The 15,214-nt window shown below is 72.5% G+C and carries 17 protein-coding genes; 13 read left to right on the top strand and 4 right to left on the bottom strand.

All coding sequences use genetic code 11. The features are described 5' to 3' along the window. Positions 1-3: 3 nt before the first annotated feature. Complete coding sequence (locus CLV40_RS15090) at positions 4-414, bottom strand: secondary thiamine-phosphate synthase enzyme YjbQ (RefSeq protein WP_104479535.1); 411 nt, start codon at positions 412-414, stop codon at positions 4-6. A gap of 23 nt (positions 415-437) precedes the next feature. Between CLV40_RS15090 and CLV40_RS15095 the strand changes: the two genes are divergently transcribed. Beyond that, positions 438-1,469: an aminotransferase class V-fold PLP-dependent enzyme gene (locus tag CLV40_RS15095; RefSeq protein WP_104479536.1), complete on the top strand. Its 1,032-nt coding sequence runs from the start codon at positions 438-440 to the stop codon at positions 1,467-1,469. A 34-nt stretch (positions 1,470-1,503) separates the two neighbouring features. Then, positions 1,504-2,268: a hypothetical protein gene (locus CLV40_RS15100; RefSeq protein WP_104479537.1), complete on the top strand. Its 765-nt coding sequence runs from the start codon at positions 1,504-1,506 to the stop codon at positions 2,266-2,268. On the opposite strand, the gene CLV40_RS15105 is transcribed toward CLV40_RS15100, so the two are convergent. Then, complete coding sequence (locus CLV40_RS15105) at positions 2,252-3,223, bottom strand: helix-turn-helix transcriptional regulator (protein WP_104479538.1); 972 nt, start codon at positions 3,221-3,223, stop codon at positions 2,252-2,254. The two genes, CLV40_RS15100 and CLV40_RS15105, sit on opposite strands and share 17 nt — an antisense overlap. 66 nt (positions 3,224-3,289) lie before the next feature. Between CLV40_RS15105 and CLV40_RS15110 the strand changes: the two genes are divergently transcribed. Both CLV40_RS15110 and CLV40_RS15115 read left to right on the top strand, forming a co-directional pair. After that, positions 3,290-3,649 carry a VOC family protein gene (locus CLV40_RS15110; protein ID WP_104479539.1) on the top strand — a complete coding sequence of 120 codons (360 nt, stop codon included), beginning with the start codon at positions 3,290-3,292 and terminating at the stop codon, positions 3,647-3,649. Positions 3,650-3,671: 22 nt separating this feature from the next. Then, positions 3,672-4,463, top strand: a complete 792-nt coding sequence (locus tag CLV40_RS15115) for a hypothetical protein (RefSeq protein ID WP_104479540.1) — start codon at positions 3,672-3,674, stop codon at positions 4,461-4,463. A gap of 58 nt (positions 4,464-4,521) precedes the next feature. Here the strand turns inward: CLV40_RS15115 and CLV40_RS15120 are convergent, their stop codons facing one another. Both CLV40_RS15120 and CLV40_RS15125 read right to left on the bottom strand, forming a co-directional pair. After that, positions 4,522-4,998 carry a ferritin-like domain-containing protein gene (locus CLV40_RS15120; RefSeq protein WP_104479541.1) on the bottom strand — a complete coding sequence of 159 codons (477 nt, stop codon included), beginning with the start codon at positions 4,996-4,998 and terminating at the stop codon, positions 4,522-4,524. Then, entirely contained in the window at positions 4,995-5,471 is a 477-nt protein-coding gene (locus CLV40_RS15125) for a hypothetical protein (RefSeq protein ID WP_104479542.1), read from the bottom strand. The genes CLV40_RS15120 and CLV40_RS15125 overlap by 4 nt, the downstream gene beginning before the upstream one ends. A 167-nt stretch (positions 5,472-5,638) precedes the next feature. On the opposite strand from CLV40_RS15125, the gene rimP reads away from it, so the two are divergent. From rimP to CLV40_RS15170, 9 genes are all read left to right on the top strand, one after another. Continuing rightward, positions 5,639-6,199: a ribosome maturation factor RimP gene (gene rimP / locus CLV40_RS15130; protein ID WP_104479543.1), complete on the top strand. Its 561-nt coding sequence runs from the start codon at positions 5,639-5,641 to the stop codon at positions 6,197-6,199. Beyond that, the gene (gene nusA, locus CLV40_RS15135; RefSeq protein WP_104479544.1) at positions 6,196-7,209 is read left to right on the top strand and encodes a transcription termination factor NusA; all 1,014 of its coding nucleotides are present in this window, start codon (positions 6,196-6,198) and stop codon (positions 7,207-7,209) included. Before rimP ends, nusA begins: the two co-directional genes overlap by 4 nt. Before the next feature lie 21 nt (positions 7,210-7,230). Beyond that, positions 7,231-7,599 (top strand): YlxR family protein, encoded by a 369-nt coding sequence (locus tag CLV40_RS15140; RefSeq protein WP_104479545.1) that lies wholly within the window; start codon positions 7,231-7,233, stop codon positions 7,597-7,599. A 90-nt stretch (positions 7,600-7,689) separates the two neighbouring features. After that, entirely contained in the window at positions 7,690-10,773 is a 3,084-nt protein-coding gene (gene infB / locus CLV40_RS15145; protein WP_104479546.1) for a translation initiation factor IF-2, read from the top strand. 106 nt (positions 10,774-10,879) lie between these two features. Next, on the top strand, positions 10,880-11,173 hold the full coding sequence (locus tag CLV40_RS15150) for a DUF503 domain-containing protein (RefSeq protein WP_104479547.1): 294 nt from the start codon (positions 10,880-10,882) through the stop codon (positions 11,171-11,173). Positions 11,174-11,214: 41 nt separating this feature from the next. Continuing rightward, positions 11,215-11,670 carry a 30S ribosome-binding factor RbfA gene (gene rbfA / locus CLV40_RS15155; RefSeq protein ID WP_104479548.1) on the top strand — a complete coding sequence of 152 codons (456 nt, stop codon included), beginning with the start codon at positions 11,215-11,217 and terminating at the stop codon, positions 11,668-11,670. Positions 11,671-12,234: 564 nt separating this feature from the next. After that, positions 12,235-13,107 carry an alpha/beta hydrolase gene (locus CLV40_RS15160; RefSeq protein ID WP_104479549.1) on the top strand — a complete coding sequence of 291 codons (873 nt, stop codon included), beginning with the start codon at positions 12,235-12,237 and terminating at the stop codon, positions 13,105-13,107. A 73-nt stretch (positions 13,108-13,180) separates the two neighbouring features. Continuing rightward, entirely contained in the window at positions 13,181-14,005 is an 825-nt protein-coding gene (locus tag CLV40_RS15165; protein ID WP_146108039.1) for an alpha/beta hydrolase, read from the top strand. Between the two features lie 45 nt (positions 14,006-14,050). After that, a complete protein-coding gene (locus CLV40_RS15170) occupies positions 14,051-15,025 on the top strand; it encodes a DHH family phosphoesterase (protein WP_104479551.1) in 975 nt (324 codons plus the stop codon). The last annotated feature ends 189 nt before the right edge of the window (positions 15,026-15,214 follow it).

A 15,214-nucleotide genomic window follows, 5' to 3' on the forward strand; every position in this document is an offset into this window, starting at 1 on the left:
GGCTCAGCCGCGCAGGTAGCTGAGGCGGACCTGGCGGACCGGGTTGTCGACGTTGGTGTCGACCAGGCACACGGACTGCCAGGTCCCCAGCGCCATCCGTCCACTCAGGACCGGGATGGTGGCGTGCGGCGGCACGATCGCGGGCAGCACGTGGTCGCGGCCGTGGCCCGGGGTGCCGTGGCGGTGGCGCCACCGCCCGTCGGCGGGGAGCAGGTCCTTCAGCGCCGCCAGCAGGTCGTCGTCGCTGCCCGCCCCGGTCTCGATGACGGCGACGCCCGCGGTGGCGTGCGGTACCCACACGTGCAGCAGACCGTCCTCCGCGCCCGCCGCCGCGAGGAAGGCCGCGCAGCGGTCGGTCAGGTCGTGGACGGTCTCGCGGTCGCCGGTGCGGATCTGGATCTCTTCGCTGTGCACGCGCTTACCGTAGGGTCGGTGGTGTGCGCACCGCCTTCGGAGAGCAGTTCGACGTCCCCGCCGGGTACCTCAACACCGCCAGCATCGGCGTACCGCCGGTCTTCGCCGCCGAAGCCATGACAGACGTGATCGGGCGGTGGCGGCGCGGACAGGACAACGCGCCCGACTTCGACCCCATGGTCGCCACCGCGCGTGAGTCGTGGGCGGCGTTGGTAGGCGTCAACCCCGAGCGGGTGGCCATGGGCGCGACCGTGGCGGAGATGATCGCCCTTATCGCGGCGGGCGTACCGGACGGCACACGAGTCGTCACCGTGCGCGGCGAGTTCACCAGCGCCACGTTCCCTTTCGCCGCCCAGGCTTACCGCGGTGTGACCGTCACCGAGGTCGACGCCGACGACCTGACCGACCGCGCCCCCGAGTTCGACCTCGTCACGGTCAGCGCCGTCCAATCCGCGGACGGCGCTATCGCCGACCTCGACGGACTACGGGCCGCAGGCACCCCGGTGCTCCTCGACGTCACCCAGGCCCTCGGCTGGCTCGCGGTCGACGTCTCCTGGGCCGAATGGGTGGTCGGCGGCTCCTACAAGTGGCTGATGAGCCCCCGAGGCGTCGCGTGGCTGGCGATCAGCCCCGACGCTCCCGACTGGATCCGGCCGCACAACGCCAACTGGTTCGCCGGACAGGACCCTTGGACCTCCATCTACGGTCTCCCCCTCCGACTCGCGGACAACGCACGCGCCTTCGACACCTCACCGGTCTGGTTCTCCGTCACAGGCGCCGCAGCGACGCTCCCGTGGCTGGTGAAGCTGGACCGCCGAGCCGTCCAAGAGCACAACGTGGGCCTGGCCAACGACCTCTTGGCCAGACTCGGCCTACCGCCGCGCGATACCGCCATCGTCTCCCTCAACGCCCCCGGCGCAGGAGAGCACCTGAAGGCCGCGGGTATCCGGTGCGCGGTCCGCGCGGGGCGGATCAGGCTCGCCTTTCACCTGTACAACACCGCCGAGGACGTCGACGCGGTGACCGCCGCGCTCGCTACGCACCGGGTCGAATGACACCGACGGGCGACACCAACTACTCTCGGCGTTCGTGTCGGATCCTCAGCGCCCCGGACCGCCTTGGCCACCCGAGCAGTACAACCGCGCGGGTGAGACCGAGTGGATCCCCCGTGTCCAGGGCGGCAGGCGCCCCGACGAGCCGTTCCAGTTCCAGGAGGAGACCCCGCGGCCCGCGGGCAACCCGGCCCTGACCTGGGCGCTGCGCATCGCGGGCTTGGTCGCGATCGCCGTCGTGTCCGGGCTCGTCTTCTGGTACGTCTCCTCCTCCGACGACACCACGACGGCGCAGAACCCACCACCCGTCAGCGACACCCAGGTGCCGGACGGCCAATTCGCCTTCACCAAGCACCCGGACCTGCCCAACCCGGTCCGCGACACCGACTGCGTCAAGAACTCGTACAACAACAGCAAGGTGCGCACGCTCCTGACCGACACCCGCTGCGAGAGCATGACCAGGGCCCTGTTCACCACCGAGGACGGCGGGCACAAGATCTACACCTCGGTCGCGGTCGTCCGGATGGCCAACGAGACCGACGCGCAGAAGCTGCGCGACCTCACCGACGGCAACAACACCGGCAACGTCGACGACGTGGTCAAGGCCAAGCTCGTCAAGGTCGAGGGCCTCAACACCCTCGCCAACGGCGGCTACGACTCCATCCAGGACGGCCGGGACGTCGTGATCGTCGAATCGGACTGGGCGCCGGGGGGCAAGCGCACCGAGGCCGAGGGCAAGCGCCTGGCCAAGATCAGCCTCGACGCCACCCGGTTGGGCAAGACGATCACCTCGGGGACGTGAGGTAGCGCGCGGCCGCGCCGCCGCTCTCGGCGGCCATCCGCGCGCGCAGCGTCGGCGGCGCTAGCACCTCGACCGCCGCGCCGAGGCCCAGCAACGCCGAACACGCCCAGCTCTCACCCTCGAACGGCACGGTCACTACGACCTCGTCACCGGTGGTGGTGAGATCTACGCGATCCTGCCCGTGCACGGCGACGAGCCTGCGCAGCCGGGGCAGCGTCGCCACGGACACCCGAACGGTCACCTCGACGCACTCGTGCAGGTTCTCCATCTCGTCGCGGGCGCGCGCCCACGCGTCGGCCAGCACGAAACCCTTGGGGCGCCGCACCGGCTCATCGAGCTGCTCGACGGTTTTGACCCGGGAGACGCGGTAAGTGCGCCGCTCGCCTTCTCTTAGCGCCACCAGGTACCAGTCGCCCGCGGCCAGGGCGAGGCCCAGCGGATCCACGACCCGGTGACCGAGTACGCCCGACCTGACGTACCCCAGCCGCACGCGCCGGTCCCGCCAGACGGCCTCCGCCAGCGCGGCCAGGCACGGGGTCGGTTCGGCGCGGCCGTACCACCGCACGGGGTCGAGGTGGAACCGGTCGGCGCTGCGCCGGGCCTGCTCGCGCGCTTCGCCCGTGAGCGAGGCGAGGACCTTGGTCTGCGCGCCGTCGAGGTCGAGCCCGAGCTGGGCGGCGGGGCCTTGGAGGCCGAGGAACATCAGCGCGGCGGCCTCGTCCGGGCCGACGCCGTTGAGCCGGGTGCGGTAGCCGCCGTCGAGCCGGTAGCCGCCCGCCGGGCCGCGCACGGACCGGACGGGGACCCCGGCGGCGACCAGCGCCCGGACGTCGCGCTGGACGGTGCGCTCGTCGACCTCGAGCCACCGCGCCAGCTCGCCCGCGGTGAGCTGGCCGCGCACCTGCAGGCGCAGCAGGAGGCTGATCATCCGGGCCGCGCGCACGACGGGAGTCATACCAGACAGAAGGTGTCGGGTATGCCGGGCACAGTGGTCCTCGGTCTACTTGAGAGGGAGTTTCCGATGACCGCCGACCTGATCATGTTCAACCTCGACTGCCGCGACCCCCAGGCGCAGGCGGCCTTCTACGCGCGGGTGCTCGGCTGGGCGGTGAGCCACAGTGAACCGGCCTACTCGATGATCGGGAACGGGTCGGTTTCCGTCGGGTTCGGGCAGGTGGAGGGCTATGTGCCTGCCGCGTGGCCGGATGCGTCGTCGAGCAAGCGGTACCACTTCGACCTGTCGGTGCCGGACGTGGCCGCGGCGGCCGACGAGTACGTGGCGCTGGGGGCCTCGCGGCCCGAGTTCCAGCCGGGCGGGGACCGGTGGACGGTGCTGCTGGACCCCGAGGGGCAGCCGTTCTGCCTGTGTCCGGCCGGCTGATCAACTGGCGTAGGGTTCGCGCGTGACCAGCGCGAACCCCACGCCGCAGGACTGGCGGCGGCAGTTGACCGAGGCGTTCGAGGTGTTCCTCGGCGGCCCCCTGTCGGACCACGCACCCGACGCCGACTACGCGGTGTACCTGGAGGGCAACCTCATCCACGAGGTCGGCTTCGACCGCGACCCGGCCTGGATCCGGCCATCCGCGCTCAGCGGCGCGGAACCGGTCGTCTGGGACGTCCCCCTGTTCGACGACAGCGACACCCCGTCCACCTTCGACGCGGCGCGGTCGATCTACGAGATCCACGGCGTCGACCCCGCCGCGCACCCGGCGTTCCTCGCCGACCTGGCCGAGGTCGCGTTCCAGGACAGCCTGCTGCGGGGCGCGGACCTGGCGGTCCTGGTCGACCGGCACGGCATCGACCTCACGGACCCGGCCTGGGCGGACCACTGGTACGTCACCTACACCCGCCTCACCACCGACGGCACCCTCTTCGACGCGATGCGCGTGGCACTGGCAATCGGCGACGGGCCGGAGAGCCTGCTCGACGTGGACGCGGAGCCGGAGGAGGAGATGGCTGAGCAACTCGAGGCGGTGGAGCACGAGGGTCTGCGGGCTCACCTGGGGTTCTTCTGCACGGAGGGGGACGAGGGGATGATCTTCCTGGGGGACGAGTGGGCGGGCGGCAAGTTCCTGGTGGACGAGGGCTGCGCGCCGATCGCCCACTGGGAGGAAGGCCAGTCCCAGGTCGAACTCACCGTCGTCCGCCTGAGCGAGTCGGTGGCCGGACCGCGGCCCGTCGCTGAGGTCGGGTGAGCCGAGCGACCCAGGCGGCTCCGTGCTGGGGCTCGGTGGGGATTGAAAAGAAATGCCGCTAGGGCTGGCCTGGTAGGGGTGGGGTCAAAGGGGTCAGGCCTGCCGTCTTGCGCCAGCGGGTGGAGCGGGCGGCCGAGGACTTGAGGGCGTCCAGGGCGATGCGGCGGACGTCGGGGGCGTCGGTGCGTTCCATGGCGGCCCGCCAGGCGGTCGTGGTGTCGGTCTCGGCGTTGACCACCAGCTCCAAGGCCGATGCCTGGTCGGTGACCGGTTTGGGGGGCAGGTAGGCGGGCTCGGCCGGTTCCGGGGTCGCGCCCGCCGCCCCCAGCAGGCGCCCGGTGGTGTCCCGGCACGCGCGGTGGGCGGTGGCGCCTTCGGCGATCGCCTTGTCGAACGTGGCGGGCAGAAAGGCGCTCACCAGGCCGTACACCCACACCGCCGCGTGCTCGGCGCCCAAGGCCGCCTGCACCGCCGCGAGGGTGTCCTCCGGCAAGGGCGCGCGGGACGGTGGTACCGCGGACGACGGCTGTGTCATGCCAAGACCTCCAACAGACTCACGCACCCCGCAGCCACCGACCCCACCATCCCGGCCCGGTGGCGCGGCACCGCCACCGCCACCTCCGACGCCTCGTCCGACGCGCCCTTCAAGCCCTCTGCCAAGGCGGCCTTGGGGTTCGAGGGGACCGTGGGCGCGGCCGTAGTAGTAGGGGCGGCCGAGGACGACGGCTTCGGTGGTCGCTCCCGGTCCACCTCCTTCTGCAACACCGCCGCGTGTTCCCCGCGCACCTTCGCGACCTCCTCCGCCACCCCCGCCAACGCCGGGGTGGCGGAAGCGATCGCGGACGCCAGCGCGGCGTCCGCCCGCGCACGGGCCGCCAACGCCGCCAGCGGGTCCGGAGGAGGAGGGGACGCCGGTGTCGGGGTGCACGCCACGAGACCGGTGGCCAGAGTGGACAGCAACAGCACTCGCCTGCTCACCGAAACCGGGGTCGGGGGAGTTGTGCTCACAGTCCGTCATCCTGCCAGGCCCCGCGTTCGGCCCACCGGAGCTTCGGATGATCGCCTGCGGCGGCTGCCCTTCGGCGGGCGAGATACGCTAGGTGACCACGGCAGGCGGTGCGCACCGCCCGACCGGCAGACAACCGCGGCGTCGAGCAGAACAGGGAGCGGCCAGGGTGGCCAACCAGGGAGAGCCGGACAACCCGGCGGCAGGTGACCGCGTCACGGCCGCGCTGGAGCCGGTGGTGGCGGGGGCGATCGCCGACACCGGCTTCGAACTCGAGCAGCTCGACATCGCCCAGGCCGGGCGCAGGCGCCTCGTGCGCGTGGTCGTCGACGGCGACGACGGGGTCGGCCTCGACGAGGTCGCCGTGGTCAGCCGGGCCGTCTCGGCGGTGCTCGACGAGCACGACGCCGTCCTCGGCGGCCCGTACACCCTGGAGGTCACCTCCCCCGGGGTCGACCGCCCGCTGACCCGCCCCCGGCACTGGCGCCGCAACCGGCTGCGCCTGGTCAAGGTTCGCCCGGTCGGGGGTGCGGAGTTCACCGGCCGTGTCGGCGCGGCGGACGAGACCCCCGATGGTGGCGTCGAGATGCTCGTCGACGGCGCGCTGCGCCGCGTCGAGTACGGCACGGTCGCGCACGCCGTGGTCGAAGTGGAGTTCAAGCAACCGCCGGTGGCGGAGATGGCGATGCTCGAAGGTCGGGCGTCCGGCACGGAGGAGGACGCTCGATGAACGTGGACATCGCCGCGCTGCGGGCGATCGAGCGCGACAAGGACATCCCGTTCGAAACGGTGATCGAGGCGATCGAGACCGCCCTGCTCACCGCCTACAAGCACACCGAGGGGCACCAGCCGCACGCGCGCATCGACATCGACCGGCGCACCGGCGTGGTCCGCGTGCTGGCCATCACCACCGGCCAGGACGGCGAGGTCGACGAGGAGTGGGACGACACCCCGGAGGGCTTCGGGCGCATCGCCGCCACCACCGCCCGCCAGGTCATCCTGCAGCGCCTGCGCGACGCCGAGCACGAGCGCACCTTCGGCGAGTTCGCCGCCAAGGAGGGTGAGATCGTCGCGGGCGTCGTCCAGCGCGACACCCGCGCCAACTCGCGCGGCATGGTGGTCGTGCAGGTCGGCGACACGGAGGGCGTGCTGCCCGCGGTCGAGCAGGTGCCGGGGGAGTCCTACGAGCACGGCACCCGCATCAAGTGCTACGTCGTCGGCGTCACCCGGGGCACCCGCGGCCCGCAGATCACGCTGTCGCGCACCCACCCCAACCTGGTGCGCAGGCTGTTCGCCCTGGAGGTGCCCGAGATCAACGACGGCACCGTGGAGATCCCGGCCGTGGCGCGCGAGGCGGGGCACCGCTCCAAGATCGCCGTCCGGTCGACCGTCCAGGGGGTCAACGCCAAGGGCGCGTGCATCGGCCCGATGGGTGCCCGGGTGCGCAACGTGATGAGCGAGCTGGCCGGGGAGAAGATCGACATCATCGACCACTCCGAGGACCCCGCGACCTTCGTCGGCAACGCCCTGTCGCCCGCGAAGGTGGTTTCGGTCACGGTCGTGGACGAGCGCGCCAAGACCGCCCGGGTGGTCGTCCCCGACTTCCAGCTCTCGCTGGCGATCGGAAAAGAGGGGCAAAACGCCCGGTTGGCGGCCCGGTTGACCGGCTGGCGGATCGATATCCGGTCGGACGCGGCGGCCGGCGCGCAGGCCGCTCCGGTATCCGGTTCGGCCGAGTGAGCCGGACAAGATAGACTTCCCATGGTTCGTCATCTGGAACCGGTTTCCGCTCGCCCCGGTGGCGGCCCGACAGGGTCCGGCCCCGTGCGGACGTGCGTCGGTTGCCGGACCCGGGCGGCGGACGCGGAATTGCTGCGTGTGGTGCTCGTGGACGGGGACGCGATCCCCGATCCGCGGCGTCGGATGCCGGGTCGGGGCGCGTGGTTGCACCCCGATCCGGGTTGTCTGGCGAAAGCCGAGAAGCGCCGGGCGTTCCCCAGGGCCTTCAAGGTCCAGGGACCGGTCTGCGTGGAGGGTCTGCGGTCGCTGGTAGAGCGCGCCGCAGGCGATGTCGGAACGGGATCTTCCCGTGCCGTGGAGAAGGACAGGAAGCAGGTCGACCCGTCATGAGTCAGCCGTGAAGCTGAAGACATGAACGCGCGACGATAGGACGAGGTCGACGGGAACTTGCCCGCCGGCCTCATTCAGACGAGGAGAGCAGTGGCAGGCAAGGCCCGCGTGCACGAGCTGGCTAAGGAGCTCGGAGTCACCAGCAAGGACGTTCTCGCCAAGTTGAAGGACATGGGTGAGTTCGTCAAGTCCGCGTCTTCCACCGTGGAGGCGCCGGTAGCCCGCAGGTTGCGGGATGCGTACCCCGGCAAGGGCGAGTCCAAGCCCGGACCCCGGCCCGGCCCCAAGCCGACGCCCGGCCCCCGGCCCCCGGCCCAGCGCCCGGAGCCGGTCCGCGAGCAGCCCAAGCCCCTGCAGCAGGCCCCGGCGGCCGCCGCGAGCGCCCCGGCGGCCCCGCCGGTGACCCCGCCCGCGCAGACGTCGGCGCCCGCGCAGACCGCACCCCCCAAGCCCGGCTTCCTGCCCGGCCCGCCGCGGCCCAAGCCCGCGTCCGCGCCGGTCGAGAAGCCCGTGCCCGCGCGTGAGCAGCAGGCCCCCGCGGCCGCGAGCAGCGCGCCGAGCCCGGCCCAGTCCGCGCCGCGCCCGCCCCGTCCGGAGCGGCCCGCGCAGCAGGAGCCCGGTGGCGAGCGCAAGGGCGGCGGCAACCAGGGCGGCACGGTTCCCCCGCGGACCCAGTCGCCCAAGCCCGGCCCGCGTGCCCCGCGGCCCGGCAACAACCCGTTCGGCGTCGGTGGCGGCGCGCCGTCCCCGCGTCCCGGTGGCGGTCCCCGCCCCGGTGGCCAGGGCGGCCCGTCCGGTGGCGGCGCGCCCTCGGGCGACCGCCCGCCGCGGCCCGGTGGCGACCGGCCCTCCGGTGCCCCGCGCGGCGACCGCGCGCCCGGCGGACCTCGTCCGTCCGGCCCGAACCCGGGCAACATGCCCCCCCGGCCGAACCCCGGCATGATGCCGCCCCGGCCCGCCCGTCCCGCCGGTGGCGGTCGTGGTGGCCCCGGTGGCGGTCCCGGCGGTGCCCGTGGCGGCCCCGGCGGCGGCGCGCGCGGCGGTCCCGGTGGCGGTGGCGGTGGCTTCCGCGGCGGTCCCGGTGGCGGCGGCGGTGGCGGTGGCTTCCGCGGCGGTCCCGGTGGTGGCGGTGGCGGTGGCGGCTTCCGCCCCGGTGGCGGTGGCGGTGCTCCCGCCGGCGGTGGCGGTGGTTTCCGCCCCGGTGGTGGCGGTGGCGGCGGTGGCCGTCCCGGTGCCGGTGGTCGCGGTGGCGCGGCCGGTGCCTTCGGGCGCCCCGGCGGTCCTTCCCGGCGCGGTCGCAAGTCGAAGCGGCAGAAGCGCCAGGAGTACATGGACAACATGCAGGCGCCCAGCGTCGGTGGCGTCCGCCTGCCCAAGGGCAGCGGCGAGGTCATCCGGCTCGCCCGCGGCGCCTCGCTGACCGACTTCGCCGACAAGATCAACGCCAACCCGGCCTCGCTGGTGCAGGTGCTGTTCCACCTCGGCGAGATGGTCACGGCCACCCAGTCGGTCTCCGACGAGGTGCTGGAGCTGCTCGGCTCCGAGATGAACTACACCGTGCAGGTCGTGTCCCCCGAGGAGGAGGACCGCGAGCTGCTCGACTCGTTCAAGATCAGCTACGGCGAGGACGCCGGTGACGAGGACGACCTGCGGGCCCGCCCGCCGGTGGTCACCGTCATGGGTCACGTCGACCACGGTAAGACCCGCCTGCTCGACACCATCCGCAAGACGACGGTGCACGAGGGCGAGGCCGGTGGCATCACCCAGCACATCGGCGCCTACCAGGTCGCCACGTCGCTGGACGGCAACGAGCGGCTGATCACCTTCATCGACACCCCGGGTCACGAGGCGTTCACCGCCATGCGTGCCCGCGGTGCGCAGGCCACCGACATCGCGGTGATCGTCGTGGCCGCCGACGACGGCGTCATGCCGCAGACGGTGGAGGCGATCAACCACGCGCAGGCCGCGAACGTGCCGGTCGTGGTCGCGGTGAACAAGATCGACAAGGAAGGCGCGAACCCGCAGAAGGTCCGCCAGCAGCTCACCGAGTACGGGCTGGTGGCCGAGGAGTACGGCGGCGACACCATGTTCGTCGACATCTCCGCGCGCCAGGGCACCAACATCGACGGGCTGCTCGAGGCCATCCTGCTGACCGCGGACGCGGCGCTGGACCTGCGGGCCAACCCCGACATGGAGGCCCAGGGCGTGGCGATCGAGGCGCACCTCGACCGCGGTCGAGGTCCGGTGGCCACGGTCCTCGTGCAGCGCGGCACCCTGCGGGTCGGCGACTCGATCGTGGCGGGCGACGCCTACGGCCGCGTCCGCCGCATGGTCGACGAGTTCAACGAGGACATCACCGAGGCGACCCCGTCGCGCCCGGTCCAGGTCATCGGCTTCACGTCGGTGCCCGGCGCGGGCGACACGTTCCTGGTCGTGGAGGAGGACCGCACGGCGCGCCAGATCGCCGAGCGGCGCTCCGCCCGGACCCGGGCCGCGCAGAACGCGCAGAAGCGCAAGCGCATCAGCCTGGAAGACCTGGACGCCGCGCTGAAGGAGACCAGCCAGCTCAACCTGATCATCAAGGGCGACAACTCGGGTACCGTCGAGGCACTCGAGGACGCGCTCACGAAGATCGACGTCGGCGACGAGGTCGAGCTGCGGGTCATCCACCGCGGCGTCGGCTCGATCACCGAGGGCGACATCAACCTGGCCATCGCGGACAACATCATCGTGATCGGCTTCAACGTCCGGGCGGAGGGCAAGGCCACCGAGCTGGCCAACCGCGAGGGCATCGATGTCCGCTACTACTCGGTGATCTACCAGGCCATCGAGGAGATCGAGTCGGCCCTCAAGGGCATGCTCAAGCCGATCTACGAGGAGGTCGAGCTCGGCCGCGCCGAGATCCGCGACGTCTTCAAGTCCTCCAAGGTCGGCACGATCGCCGGTTGCATGGTGCTCTCCGGCGAGATCCGGCGGAACTCCAAGGCGCGCCTCATCCGCAACGGCGTCGTCATCCAGGAGGGCCTGCCGATCAGCTCGCTGCGCCGGTTCAAGGACGACGCGGTCGAGGTCCGGGAGGGCTTCGAGTGCGGTCTGACGCTCGGCTCCTACAGCGATCTCCAGGTCGACGACGTGATCGAGACCTACGAGATGCGCGAGAAGCCGCGCAGCTAGTCCGTTGGTAACCCCCGGGGCGCACTCCCCGGGGGCCAGCCCTGGGGGCGCGGTCGCCGAACCCGCGCCCCCGGGGTTTCCCACTCACCCGTTCGGCTGATGCCTGGTGTATGTCGGTGCCCTCGAACTCGACGTCCTGCTCGGGGACGTCCACTCTTTGAAGCAGAAGCGCTCCGCGGTCCGGCCGGTGGTGGCCGAACTGCGCAAGCGATTCGAAGTCGCGGTCGCGGAAGCCGGTCACCTGGACCTGCACCGCAGGGCCCTGATCGGCGTCTGCGCGGTCGCGGCGGACGCCGCCCACGTCAACGACGTGCTCGACGCCTGCGAGCGCCTGGTGAGCGGTCGCCCGGAGCTGCAACTGCTCTCGGCCCGCCGCCGGTGGCTCGGACCAGACGACTGAGCCCGGGTTCAGCCGAACCGAACAAGGAAAGAAGGAGCGTCGTGGCTGACGCAGCCCGCGCGCGCAAGCTCGCGAAGCGCATCTCCCAGATCGTGGCCTCCGCCCTCGAGCACGAGGTCAAGGACCCCCGGCTCGCCCGGGTCACCATCACCGACGCGAAGGTCACCGCCGACCTCCACGACGCCACGGTCTACTACACCGTCCTCGGGGACAAGCTCGACGCCGAGCCCGACCACGCGGGCGCGGCGGCGGCCCTGGAACGGGCCAAGGGCGTGCTGCGCACGCTGGTCGGCCAGGGGACGGGTGTCCGGTTCACCCCCACCCTGACCTTCGTCGCGGACACCGTCCCCGACGACGCCCGCAAGATCGACGACCTGTTGGCCCGCGCCCGCGCGGCCGACGCCGAGGTCGCCGCCCAGGCGTCGGGTGCCGTGTACGCGGGCGAGGCCGACCCGTACCGCGCCCCGAAGCCGGAAGACGAAGACGACGAGGACTAGTTCCTCGCCCGACCTGGAGATCCCGCTCCCGCCTTCGCGTGGGGGCGGGATTTTCCTTTCCCCACAAGTCTTTCCGGCATTCTGTGCACAGAGGACAGTCAACGCCGATGTGGACTGCCCGACTGCCCGACTGCCCGATTGCCCGACTGCCGGACCTGGCAGGCAGGCCCGGTCCGGCCAGGTCCGGTCTGGTCCCGGTTCGGCCTGGCTCCACGCCGCTCGGCCCGGCTCGATCCGGCGGTCGCGCTTGCCGGTCGCGCTCGCCCCGAGTTGTCCACAGCCCCGCTGTTGATCTTCCCGTTTTGTCCGCCCCCGCCGGTAGAATGGACACCGGGGGCCGGAGGCATGACTTGATCTTGTTTCGGGCGCATTCCCGAGGTCACCCCGAACCCGGCGCCGCCGCATTCCGCCCGCCGCCGACCTCGCCTTTCCCGCCGCGCCGGTATTCCGCCCGCCCGGAGACTCCACAATCGAGCTAACCGGTCCCGCGCGCCGCGCGACTACGGGAAGCTCACCCGTTCGGCCGGTAGAGTGAACGCGACCGCGCAACACCCCGAGGAGCCCATGTCCGGTCGAATGTCGCGACGCCAGGTGATCGGCCTCGCCGTCGGCGGGACGGCCACGACCGTCGGCCTCGGCATCTTCGGCGCCTGGGCGCTGCGTCAGGACAAAACCCCGCTCAGCGACGTCCGCACCCCCATCCCGGGCCCCACGGACCCGCCCACCACCAAGCCCCCGGCGCCGCTCTTCGAGTCCCGGAAAGTCTTCTCCAAGGCGCGCGGCCGCGAGGTGAGCCTGCTCGTCTACCGCCCCGACGGCCTCGCCGACGACGGCGGCACGCTCCCCACCTGCCTCGCGCTGCACGGCCGGGGTGCCAACGCGAACCAGTTCACCGACCTCGGCGTCGGCGACAACCTCTCCGCGGCCGCCGCGTACGCCGTGGTCGCCGTGGACGGCGGCGACGCCACCTACTGGGTGCGCACCGACCCCGGCGACGACCCCCAGGCCATGCTCACCGACGAACTCCCGGCCTGGCTGGCCGAACTCGGCGTCTCGACCAAGCCGTTCGCCGTGCTCGGGGTGTCCATGGGCGGCTACGGCGCGCTCAACTACGTCCGCGCGCACACCGGCCAGGTCCGGGCCGCCGCCGTGCTCAGCCCGGCGTTGTTCCCCACCTGGGCCCAGGCGAAAGCGCGCGACGTCTTCCCCGGCCGGGCCCTGTGGGAGCAGACTGAGCCCCTGCTGCACGTCGCCGAGCTCGGCAAGACCGCGCTCGGTGTGTGGTGCGGCACAGCGGATCCGCTGTTGCCGTCGGCGAACCAGCTGATCGACACGGCGAAACCCGCCGTGGCCAGGACCGGTGACGGTGGGCACGACGCCGACTACTGGCGGCGCGCGCTGCCGGAGGCGATGTCGTTCATAGGCTCGCACATCTGAGGTTCGTGGTGTAGACCTTATGTCCCCGGTGCGCCCGACACCGGTCGACTGGCCCCACCCCGGGAGTTCTACAGTGGACGGACGATGGAGCCGACGCGGCTTCCTCATGGCGGGCGCCGCGGTGGCGCTCGCGGGCTGCGGCGCGCAGAAGCAGCAGGCGGCCTCGGCGCCGACGACGACCACCACCAAGGCGACCACGCAGGCCGCCGTCGACGCGACGTCGGTCAGCAACCTGGTGTGGCGCTCGTCCATCGGTGACGTGAAGATGGTCGTGATGCGCCCCCGGGACGTCGCGGGCGCGCTGCCGGTCTGCCTGGCGCTGCACGCCGAGGGCGCCGACGCCACCCAGTTCGTCGGTCTCGACCTGCCGCCGCTGCTCACCGCCACGGTCCGCGCGGGCACCAAGCCGTTCGCCATCGTCGCGGTCGACGGCGGTGCCAAGACCTGGTTGGGCCCGGCGCAGAAGATGCTGGCCGAGGAGCTGCCGGACTGGCTGGCCCGCACCGAGCTGGCCGCGACCCCGTTCGCCGCGCTCGGCGTCGGCGGTGGCGCGGTCGGCGCGTTCGAGTACGCCCGCACCCCGGGCCTGTCGCTGCTGGCCGCCGTCAGCCCCGCGGTCTACGGCTCGTGGGACGACGCCCGCTCCTCCGGCATCTACGCCAACCAGCAGGAATGGGAGCGCGCGGAGCCCACCCGCAACCTGACCGCGATCTCGTCGCTGCCGGTGTCGGTCTGGTGCGGCACCGAGGACCCGCAGTACGCCGCGGCCCGCGAGTTCGCCGACCGGGCCCGCGCCAACCCGGCCGCGTTCTCCGGTGGCGGGCACAACGCGGACTACTGGAAGCGGATCATGCCCGAGGTGCTGCGGTTCATCGGCGAGTCCCTGGGCAAGCGCTGACCTGCCCGACTGGACAGCGCCCCCGCGCCCGGTGATTCTGGGGACGTGGGCACAACCGATCTTTCCAACGCCGCGGACCTGCTGCGGGACGCACCCGATGTGACGCTCTTCGCGCACGTGAGCCCGGACGCCGACGCGCTGGGCAGCGCCTTGGCCTTGGCCTCGGTGCTGACGGCGCGCGGGGCGGCGGTCCGGGTGGCCTTCGGGTTCCCGGCGGACGTGCCGCGGTCGCTGCGCGGCCTCGACCGGGAGGGGCTGGTCGTCCCGGTCGCGGAGGTGCCCGCCGCGCCGCCGCTGGTGGTGGCGCTGGACTGCGCGAGCATCGAGCGCCTCGGCGCGCTGGCCGACCGGGTGCCCGCCACCGTCGCCGCCGGTGGGCGGGTGCTGGTGGTCGACCACCACGTGTCCAACACCCGCTTCGGCACCGACCACGTCATCGACGACACCGCCGTGGCGACCGCCGTGCTGGTGCTCGACCTGCTCGACGAGCTCGGCGCCGAGCTGACCCCGCACATCGCGGAGTGCCTGTACGCGGGCCTGGTGTCCGACACCGGCTCGTTCCGCCGCGCCACCCCGGCCACGCACACCACCGCCGCGCGGCTCATCGCGGCGGGCGTCGACCCGAGCGCGGTGGCCCGCGAGCTGATGGACTCGCACCCGTTCGCCTGGTTGGGGCTCGTGTCGGGGTCGCTGTCCCGCGCGCAGCTGGTGCCGGACGCGGCCGACGGCCACGGCCTGGTGGTCACCGTGGTGTCGTTGACCGACCTGACCGGGCTCGACGCCGAGGACGCCGACAGCGTGGTGGACCTGCTGCGCACCGTCACCGAGGCCGGGGTGGCGGCCGTGGCCAAGGAGCTGGCGCCGAACCGGTGGTCGGTGTCCCTGCGGTCGGTCGGCGCCGTCGACGTGCGCGCGGTCGCGGCCTCGCTCGGCGGGGGCGGGCACCGCCTCGCCGCGGGCTTCCCGGCCGCCGGGTCGGCGGAGGACGTGCTGGTCACCATCAAGAACGCGTTCGCCTGACCCGTCGTCCACTGTGGCCACGAATGGCCCGCGCGGTCGGTGGATAACCACATGGCGCGCGGTCGGGCGATTTCATGACGGCCGGGCAATGTCTCGGATTCGGCACGTGTGTCGGCGAATCGGTCTGTCATCTTATGGACTGATGGTATAAACCATTCGTTAGCAGACCGAGCGCGGCCGCGGTGCCCG

This window comes from Actinokineospora auranticolor (assembly GCF_002934265.1).
GTDB classification, from domain to species: domain Bacteria; phylum Actinomycetota; class Actinomycetes; order Mycobacteriales; family Pseudonocardiaceae; genus Actinokineospora; species Actinokineospora auranticolor.

Excerpts from the sequence above, each read along its gene's own strand:
- CLV40_RS15105 (WP_104479538.1), bottom strand. The coding sequence starts at position 3,223 with ATGACTCCCGTCGTGCGCGCGGCCCGGATGATCAGCCTCCTGCTGCGC.
- CLV40_RS15110 (WP_104479539.1), top strand. The coding sequence starts at position 3,290 with ATGACCGCCGACCTGATCATGTTCAACCTCGACTGCCGCGACCCCCAG.
- CLV40_RS15120 (WP_104479541.1), bottom strand. The coding sequence starts at position 4,998 with ATGACACAGCCGTCGTCCGCGGTACCACCGTCCCGCGCGCCCTTGCCG.
- nusA (WP_104479544.1), top strand. The coding sequence starts at position 6,196 with ATGAACGTGGACATCGCCGCGCTGCGGGCGATCGAGCGCGACAAGGAC.
- CLV40_RS15140 (WP_104479545.1), top strand. The coding sequence starts at position 7,231 with ATGGTTCGTCATCTGGAACCGGTTTCCGCTCGCCCCGGTGGCGGCCCG.
- CLV40_RS15160 (WP_104479549.1), top strand. The coding sequence starts at position 12,235 with ATGTCCGGTCGAATGTCGCGACGCCAGGTGATCGGCCTCGCCGTCGGC.